Annotated in this window: 7 protein-coding genes and 1 pseudogene; all 8 read right to left on the bottom strand. The window is 67.8% G+C overall.

Annotated features, from left to right (window positions below):
- Window positions 1-716, bottom strand: a 716-nt coding sequence (pdxS, locus tag JHC79_RS21965; protein ID WP_296394886.1) for a pyridoxal 5'-phosphate synthase lyase subunit PdxS, incomplete at its 3' end; no start/stop codon positions are given.
- Window positions 717-915: 199 nt separating this feature from the next.
- Window positions 916-1,404 (bottom strand): annotated as a pseudogene (locus tag JHC79_RS21960) (exopolyphosphatase); the annotation flags it as partial.
- 64 nt (window positions 1,405-1,468) lie between these two features.
- Entirely contained in the window at window positions 1,469-2,593 is a 1,125-nt protein-coding gene (locus JHC79_RS21955) for a glycosyltransferase family 4 protein (protein WP_296394885.1), read from the bottom strand.
- Complete coding sequence (locus JHC79_RS21950) at window positions 2,590-3,450, bottom strand: phosphatidylinositol mannoside acyltransferase (protein WP_296394882.1); 861 nt, start codon at window positions 3,448-3,450, stop codon at window positions 2,590-2,592. Before JHC79_RS21950 ends, JHC79_RS21955 begins: the two co-directional genes overlap by 4 nt.
- 47 nt (window positions 3,451-3,497) lie before the next feature.
- Complete coding sequence (pgsA, locus tag JHC79_RS21945) at window positions 3,498-4,184, bottom strand: phosphatidylinositol phosphate synthase (protein ID WP_296394881.1); 687 nt, start codon at window positions 4,182-4,184, stop codon at window positions 3,498-3,500.
- Window position 4,185: 1 nt separating this feature from the next.
- Entirely contained in the window at window positions 4,186-4,743 is a 558-nt protein-coding gene (locus tag JHC79_RS21940; protein WP_253663321.1) for an HIT domain-containing protein, read from the bottom strand.
- On the bottom strand, window positions 4,740-6,824 hold the full coding sequence (thrS, locus tag JHC79_RS21935; protein ID WP_296394877.1) for a threonine--tRNA ligase: 2,085 nt from the start codon (window positions 6,822-6,824) through the stop codon (window positions 4,740-4,742). The genes JHC79_RS21940 and thrS overlap by 4 nt, the downstream gene beginning before the upstream one ends.
- Window positions 6,825-6,970: 146 nt before the next feature.
- Window positions 6,971-7,435 (bottom strand): TIGR02611 family protein, encoded by a 465-nt coding sequence (locus tag JHC79_RS21930; RefSeq protein ID WP_296394875.1) that lies wholly within the window; start codon window positions 7,433-7,435, stop codon window positions 6,971-6,973.
- Window positions 7,436-7,608: the final 173 nt, after the last annotated feature.

Here is a 7,608-nt window from a genome sequence, read left to right as displayed (position 1 = left end):
CCGAGCTGCATCATCATCGCGGCGTCGGCCGGGGTGGCGATTCCGCCCGCGGTGAACAGCGTGACGGGCAGTTTGCCCGCCTTCGCGACCTCGGCGACGAGCTCGTAGGGTGCGCCCAGTTCCTTTGCGGCGACGAACAACTCGTCCTCCGGCATCGACGTCAGGCGCCGGATCTCGTCGCGGATGGTGCGCATGTGCGTCGTGGCGTTGGACACGTCACCGGTTCCGGCCTCACCCTTGGAACGGATCATGGCCGCTCCCTCGGTGATCCGTCGTAGTGCCTCGCCGAGACCGGTGGCGCCGCAGACGAACGGGACCGTGAACTGCCACTTGTCGATGTGGTTGCGGTAGTCCGCCGGGGTGAGGACCTCGGACTCGTCGATGTAGTCGACACCGAGGCTCTGCAGGATCTGCGCCTCGACGAAGTGGCCGATGCGGGCCTTGGCCATGACCGGGATGGACACCGCGGAGATGATCGAGTCGATCATGTCGGGGTCGCTCATCCGCGACACGCCGCCCTCGGCACGGATGTCGGCGGGAACCCGCTCGAGTGCCATCACCGCCACCGCGCCCGCGTCTTCCGCGATCTTTGCCTGTTCGGCGGTGACCACGTCCATGATCACACCGCCCTTGAGCATCTCCGCCATTCCACGCTTGACCCGGGCGGTGCCCGGGCCAATCGGCTGGGAGGTCTCGTTCTCGTGGCTGTTGCTCATTGTGATGCTCTCCTGACGCGCGCCTGCAGGCGCGACGATCTACTTGCTGTGTTCTCCGCTGTTCGACCGCTGCGTGGCCAGACAACACCGGGTGTCGCGTCGATTCTAGGCCCCTGGCAGCGGCTGACCTGCGCAGGGCCGAGTCGTTCGACGGACGTCTCCCGCGAAGCTTCACCCGGGCGATGACTCAGATCACAACACGTTCGACGATCTCGAGGTAACGCGGCATCTCCGCGGTGCCGCCGAGCTGCAACCACCGCACCGGGCGCCGGCCGCGGAGCGCGAGGGTGTCGCGCACGGCGTCGTTGTAGAACCGCCGGGAGATCATCACCCGGGCGTCGGCGTCGGCGAGTTCGGCGACGACCTGTGCACGCAGCGTGGACGTGTCGACCTGCGCGAGATGCGACGACACCTGGTTCTCCGCGGACTCACGTGCGGTCCGGTCGGCGCGTTCGGCGCGGTCGGCGGCGGCGATGAGTTCCCGCCCGTCGGCGCCGAGACCGGAGCCGATCGTGCGGGCGACGACGGCGCGACGGGCCAGCGCGGCGTCGAGGGACTGCCAGGCCAGGTCGACGCGGACGTGCAGGCGATCGAGTCGGTTCGCGGTCTTGTAGATCCACCCGAACACGATCACCACCACCAGCACGACGATGCCGGTGACGAGGATCGTCAACGCCGAAACAGTCATGTTCTACCCCTTGGCCGGTCTCGTCGGTTGTTCGGTCGGGTCGCGCAGAAGTCGGGTGTCCGGGTCAGTCACTCACGAACACCGGATCCGCACCCACGGTGACGGTCTCGTAGACCTGCAGGATCTGGTCGGCGATGCGCGACCAGTCGAAGCGCTGGGCGCGCTCGAACGCCCGGGCGGTGAGCTCGGAGCGGGCCGCGTCGTCACCGAGGAGGTCGATGACGCCGGCGGCCAACGCCTGACCGTTGCCCGTCGTCACCAGACGTCCCGAACGTCCGTCGTCGAGGACACGACGGAACGCGTCGAGTTCGCTGGCGACGACGGCGGCACCCGCGGCCATGGCCTCCACCAGCACGATCCCGAAGCTCTCGCCACCCAGGTTGGGCGCGCAGTACACATCCGCCGAGGCCAGCGCGCGCGCCTTCGTCGCGTCGTCGACCTGGCCGAGGATGACGAGGTGATCAGCCAGCGTGCCCGCGCGTCGGCGTAACGCGCGTTCGTTGCCGCCGCCGACGACGAGCACGGTGATGTCGGGGAAGCGGGCGACGATCGCGGGCAGTGCACGCATCAACACGTCGATGCCCTTGCGCGGCTCGTCGTATCGGCCGAGGAAAAGCACTGTGCGCCCCTCCCGCGGGAAACCCTCGAGTGGGGGCGCGTCGGCGAAGGCCGAGACGTGGATGCCGTTGGGGATCTCGACCGCATCCGACCCCAGCGACTCCATCTGCCAGCGGCGGGCCAGCTCCGAGACGGCGATCTTGCCGACGATGCGCTCGTGGTACGGGCGCAGGATGCCCTGGAAGGTGCTGAGCCACCACGACTTCGTCGTCGACGTGTGGAACGTCGCCACGATGGGCCCCTGGGCCACCATCAGTGACAGCATGGAGATACTCGGGGCGTTCGGCTCGTGCACGTGCAGGACGTCGAACTCGCCGTCGCGCAACCACTCCCGGATACGGGCGTAGGCCTTCGGCCCGAAGTTCACCCGGGAGATCGACCCGTTGTACGGGATGGCCAATGCCGGGCCCACCGAGACGACGTAGTCCGGCAGTGTCGTGTCGTTTCCGGCAGGCGCGAGGACGCTCACCGTGTGTCCGCGCTCGATGAACACCTGGGCGAGTTCGACAACGTGGGCCTGGACCCCGCCCGGGGTGTCGAACGAGTAGGGGCAGATCATCCCGATCTTCATCGGCCCGGACTCTCGATGCGAGCACGTCGTTCGTCGGACCAGTCCGCCTCCCACAGCGGCTGGAGCATGTGCCAGTCCTGCGGGTGCGCAGCGATGTTCCGGGCGAAGGCGTCGGCGACGGCCTGCGTCGCCGGTCCGACACCGTCCGAGACGTCGATCGGCGGGTCGCACAGGATCTGCGAATTCGGACCATCGGTGAAGAAGTGGTGCACCGGCATCAGCGCGGCGCCGGTGTCGATGGCCAGTTTGGCCGCGCCCGCGGGCATGCGAGTCGGCTCTCCGAAGAACTCCACCGGGACACCGTGCTTGGCGAGATCCCGCTCGCCGAGCAGGCAGACGACACCACCGTCGCGGAGTCGTTGCGCCAGTTGTTCATACGGTGGACGCTCTCCCCCGGAGAGCGGAAAGATCTCGAAGCCCAGGCTTTCGCGGAAGTCGACGAATTTCTGGAACAGCGACTCGGGCTCGAGCCGCTCGGCGACCGTCGCGAACTGCCCGGTTCGTTGGACGAGCCACACGCCGGCCATGTCCCAGTTCCCGCTGTGCGGCAGCGCGAAGACCACACCCTTGCCCTTGGCGTAGGCGGTCTCGAAGTTCGCCAGATCCGGTGGCGCGACGTACACCCGGGATGCCGCGGTGGCGAAGTCCATGGCGGGCAGGCGGAACGCCTCGCACCAGTAGCGGGCGTAGGACCGCATCGCGTCGCGCATGAGCTCTGCAGGCACCTCGGCGGGCGCGACGCCCAACACGCGGGAGAGGTTGCGCCGGAGTTGGTCCGGTCCGCCGCGGGCGCCGACGCGTGCCCCGACGGTGTCGAACGCCCGCCGCGCGGTCCGTTCGGGGAGCCGGCGCACCATCGACCATCCAGCGCCATATCCCCAATCGGCCACCCGTCCTGCGAGACTCACCTGGGCGGCTCGGATTCGGTGGTCTGCTCGGTGGCGGTCTGCTCCGACTTGTTCTCGATCGGCAGGAGGTCGCGGGCGCCCGGGGAGTTCGAGATCGACAGCATGCGTTGGCCGACGGTGATCACACTGCCCGCGGCGAGCGCCCAGACCGCGACGTGGATCAGCCACGGCATCGCGAGCTGGCTGAGCCCGGCGCCGACCAGGATGATGATGAGCCGCTCAGGCCGCTCGATCAGTCCGCCGTTGCCGTTCAGCCCGCTCGCCTCGGCCCGGGCCTTGGCGTAGGAGATCACCTGGGAGGTGACCAGGCAGATCATCAACCCGATGAACAGGATCTCGTGGTCGGAGTGCACGACGGCCCACCAACCGAGACCGGCGAAGATCGCGCCGTCGGCGATGCGGTCACAGGTGGCGTCGAGGACGGCGCCGAAGCGCGTCCCGCCCCCGCGGGCACGTGCCATGGCGCCGTCGATCATGTCGAACATGACGAAGAGCCAGATGACCAACGCACCGGCGAGCAGGTAACCCATCGGGAACAGCGTGACCGCCGCGGCCACCGAGGCGACGGTGCCGATCACGGTCATCGCGTCGGGGGTCAGACCGATCTTGAGGAGGCTGCGCGCGATGGGCACGGTGATCTTGGACATCCCTGCCCGACCGGTGATGCTGAGAAAACGTGCCATGTCAGTCTCCGAGGGCCGTCCACGCGTCGGCGAGCAGCGAGCGGGTGTCGCGCAGCAGCTGCGGCATCACCTTCGTCTCGCTGATCACCGTGATGAAGTTGGCGTCGCCGCCCCACCGCGGGACGACGTGCTGGTGCAGGTGTTCGGCCAACGATCCGCCGGCCGCGGTACCGAGGTTGAGTCCCACGTTGAACGCATGCGGACGCGACACCGTCTTGATGGCCCGGATCAGCTTCTGGGTGAACGCCATCAATTCGGCGCTCTCCGCGGGCGTCAGATCCTCGAGGTCGGCGACCTGACGGTACGGCACGATCATCGAGTGCCCCGGGTTGTAGGGGTACAGGTTGAGCACCGCGTACACCGACTCCCCACGGGCCACCACCAGACCGTCCTCGTCCGACAGCCTGGGGATGTCGAGAAACGGATGACTCGACGCCGCCGACCCGGAGTCGGACCCCTTGACCGCGGAGGTGATGTAGGACATCCGGTGCGGACTCCACAGACGCGACAGCCGGTCGGGTTCGCCGGCGCCGCTGTCGCGGATCTGCTCCTCGGTCACTGTGCTCCGGCGCCGCTCGTGGTCTCGGTACCGGCCAGGTGGGCGAAGAAATCCGCGGTCGGCGACTCGTTGCGTCGTGCCGAGACCCACTGCGACACCGCGGCGACCGCGTGGTCGACCGGTACGCCGTTGACCTGGGTGCCGTCGCGGAAGCGGAAGCTGACGGCGTCCGCCTGCAGATCGCGGTCGCCGGCGAGCATCATGAACGGGACCTTACCGGTCGTGTGGTTGCGGATCTTCTTCTGCATGCGGTCCTCGGAGTGGTCCACCTCGGCGCGGATACCGCCGGCGCGCAGCGTGTCGACCACACCCTGCAGGTGTGCGGCGTAGTCCTCGGCGACCGGGATGCCGACCACCTGGACCGGGGACAGCCAGGCCGGGAACGCGCCGGCGTAATGCTCGGTGAGGACTCCGAAGAAGCGCTCGATCGATCCGAACAGGGCGCGGTGGATCATCACCGGCCGGTGTTTGGCACCGTCGTTGCCGGTGTACTCGAGTTCGAAGCGGTCGGGCAGGTTGAAGTCGAGCTGGATCGTCGACATCTGCCAGTAGCGCCCCAGGGCGTCTTTGACCTGCACCGAGATCTTCGGTCCGTAGAACGCCGCGCCCCCGGGATCGGGAACCAACGTGAGACCCGAGTCGGCCGCGACCGCCGCGAGCGTCGCGGTCGCCTCCTCCCAGACCTCGTCGGAGCCGACCGACTTCTCCGGGTTGCGGGTGGACAGCTCGAGGTAGAAGTCGTCGAGGCCGTAGTCGGAGAGCAGATCGAGGACGAAGGTGAGCAGCGACGTCAGCTCCCCCGCCATCTGGTCGCGGGTGCAGTAGATGTGCGCGTCGTCCTGCGTCATGCCACGGACGCGGGTCAATCCGTGGATGACGCCGGACTTCTCGTACCGGTAGACCGACCCGAACTCGAAGAGCCGCAACGGCAGTTCGCGGTAGGACCGTCCACGCGCCCGGAAGATCAAATTGTGCATCGGGCAGTTCATCGGCTTGAGGAAATAGTCCTGACCGGGCTTGCGGATCGTGCCGTCGTCGTTCAATTCCTCGTCGACGTGCATCGCCGGGAACATGCCGTCCCGGTACCAGTCCAGGTGACCGGAGACCTCGAACAGGTGCCCCTTGGTGATGTGCGGGGTGTTGACGAACTCGTAGCCGGCCGCGGAGTGGCGGGCCCGCGAGTAGTCCTCGAGCTCCTTGCGGATGATCCCGCCCTTGGGGTGGAACACCGGCAGACCCGAGCCGAGCTCGTCGGGGAAGCTGAACAGGTCCAGTTCCACACCGAGGCGACGATGGTCGCGGCGCTCGGCCTCGGCGAGCAGTTCGAGGTAGGCGTCCTGCGCCTCGGTCGACTCCCAGGCCGTGCCGTAGATGCGTTGCAGGCCGGCGTTCGCCTGGTCGCCGCGCCAGTAGGCGGCGGAGCTGCGGGTGATCTTGAACGCGGCGATGTACTTGGTGGTCGGGACGTGCGGACCGCGACAGAGGTCGCACCAGATCAGTTCGCCGGTCCGGGGGTTGAGGTTGTCGTACGCGGTCAGTTCACCGCCACCGACCTCCATCACCTCGGGGTCGTCCGCCGAGCCCTTGTCGTCGACGAGCTCGAGCTTGTACGGCTCGTCGGCGAGTTCGGCCTTGGCCGCGTCGAGCGAGTCGTAGACCCGTCGGGAGAACCGCTGACCCGACTTGATGATCTGCTTCATCTTCTTCTCGAGCGCCACGAGATCGTCCGGGGTGAACGGGTCGGCGACGTCGAAGTCGTAGTAGAAGCCGTCGGTGATCGGCGGTCCGATACCGAGCTTGGCGTCGGGGAAGAGTTCCTGGACGGCCTGCGCCAACACGTGCGCGGCCGAGTGGCGGATGACACTGCGGCCCGCGTCGCTGGCCGCGATGACCGGTTCGACGTCGACGTCGGCATCCGGGGTCCACGAGAGGTCACGCAGTGCGCCCTCGGGATCGCGGACGACCACGACGGCGCCCGGGCCTTTGTTCTCGGCGCCGGCCTCGCGCAGCGCGGTGCCCGCCGTGGTCCCGGCCGGCACACGAATCGTGGCTGGACTGGTGACTACGGAATTCTCGGGCACGGTGACAGCTCCTCAGATGTGGTGACCTCGGTGGTCACAGACAAAATCGACCACCGCGGCGACCGGCCGCGGCAATCAGCCCCATGATCGTATCGGCCGCGGCCACCGGATTCCGCGCGCGCCGACCCCGGAGAGGTCGGGGACGGTCAGAGAATGGGGCTCTGGAGCCAACTCCACTCGATGCCGACCCAGCCCCCGGCGAGCTTGAGAGCACCGAGAATCCACAGGGTCGCGACGACGATCGCGAAGGTGAACACGCCGAAGAGAAGTTGCACCGACCAGTGTTGTTTCTTGAGCCAGTCGGCGAACGCGTCGTATTTGCCGCGGGCGAAGATCAGCAGGCGGTGCGCCCAGGAGAACTCGGTGGCGAGGATGCCGAGGCCGGCGAAGACGATCAGCCAGCCGGGGCCCGGGTACGGGATCGCGATGATGCCGACGATGAGGACCGCGGTGCCGATGACGCCGACGCCGATCCGGTAGACCAGGTTGAGCGTGGGCTTCTCTGCGATCTTGTCCCGCCGTCGCTGCAGCGCGTCGGGCAGCAGCCCACCGGGGTCGTCCGACGGTGAGTCGGCATCGGTACGGGCGGTGGACTCCGATTGGTCAGTCATCGCAGGCGTGGTCCTCACTCGGTGCCGATCCGCGGGTGCGGCGGATATGTCGGGTTCAACCCTACGGTCACCGGTCACCGGCAGGAATCGATCGGAAGACGGAACTCGCGGTGCGAGGTGGTGGTCCCGGCTGGGATCGAACCAGCGACCTTCCCGGTGTGAACGGGACGCTC

The organism is Williamsia sp., from assembly GCF_016462415.1.
Lineage (GTDB): Bacteria > Actinomycetota > Actinomycetes > Mycobacteriales > Mycobacteriaceae > Williamsia_A.
Note: the sequence above shows the minus strand (reverse complement) of the source record. Positions and strands in the feature narration are given on the sequence as shown.

Excerpts from the sequence above, each read along its gene's own strand:
- JHC79_RS21955 (WP_296394885.1), bottom strand. The coding sequence starts at position 2,593 with ATGAAGATCGGGATGATCTGCCCCTACTCGTTCGACACCCCGGGCGGG.
- JHC79_RS21950 (WP_296394882.1), bottom strand. The coding sequence starts at position 3,450 with ATGGTGCGCCGGCTCCCCGAACGGACCGCGCGGCGGGCGTTCGACACC.
- pgsA (WP_296394881.1), bottom strand. The coding sequence starts at position 4,184 with ATGGCACGTTTTCTCAGCATCACCGGTCGGGCAGGGATGTCCAAGATC.
- JHC79_RS21930 (WP_296394875.1), bottom strand. The coding sequence starts at position 7,435 with ATGACTGACCAATCGGAGTCCACCGCCCGTACCGATGCCGACTCACCG.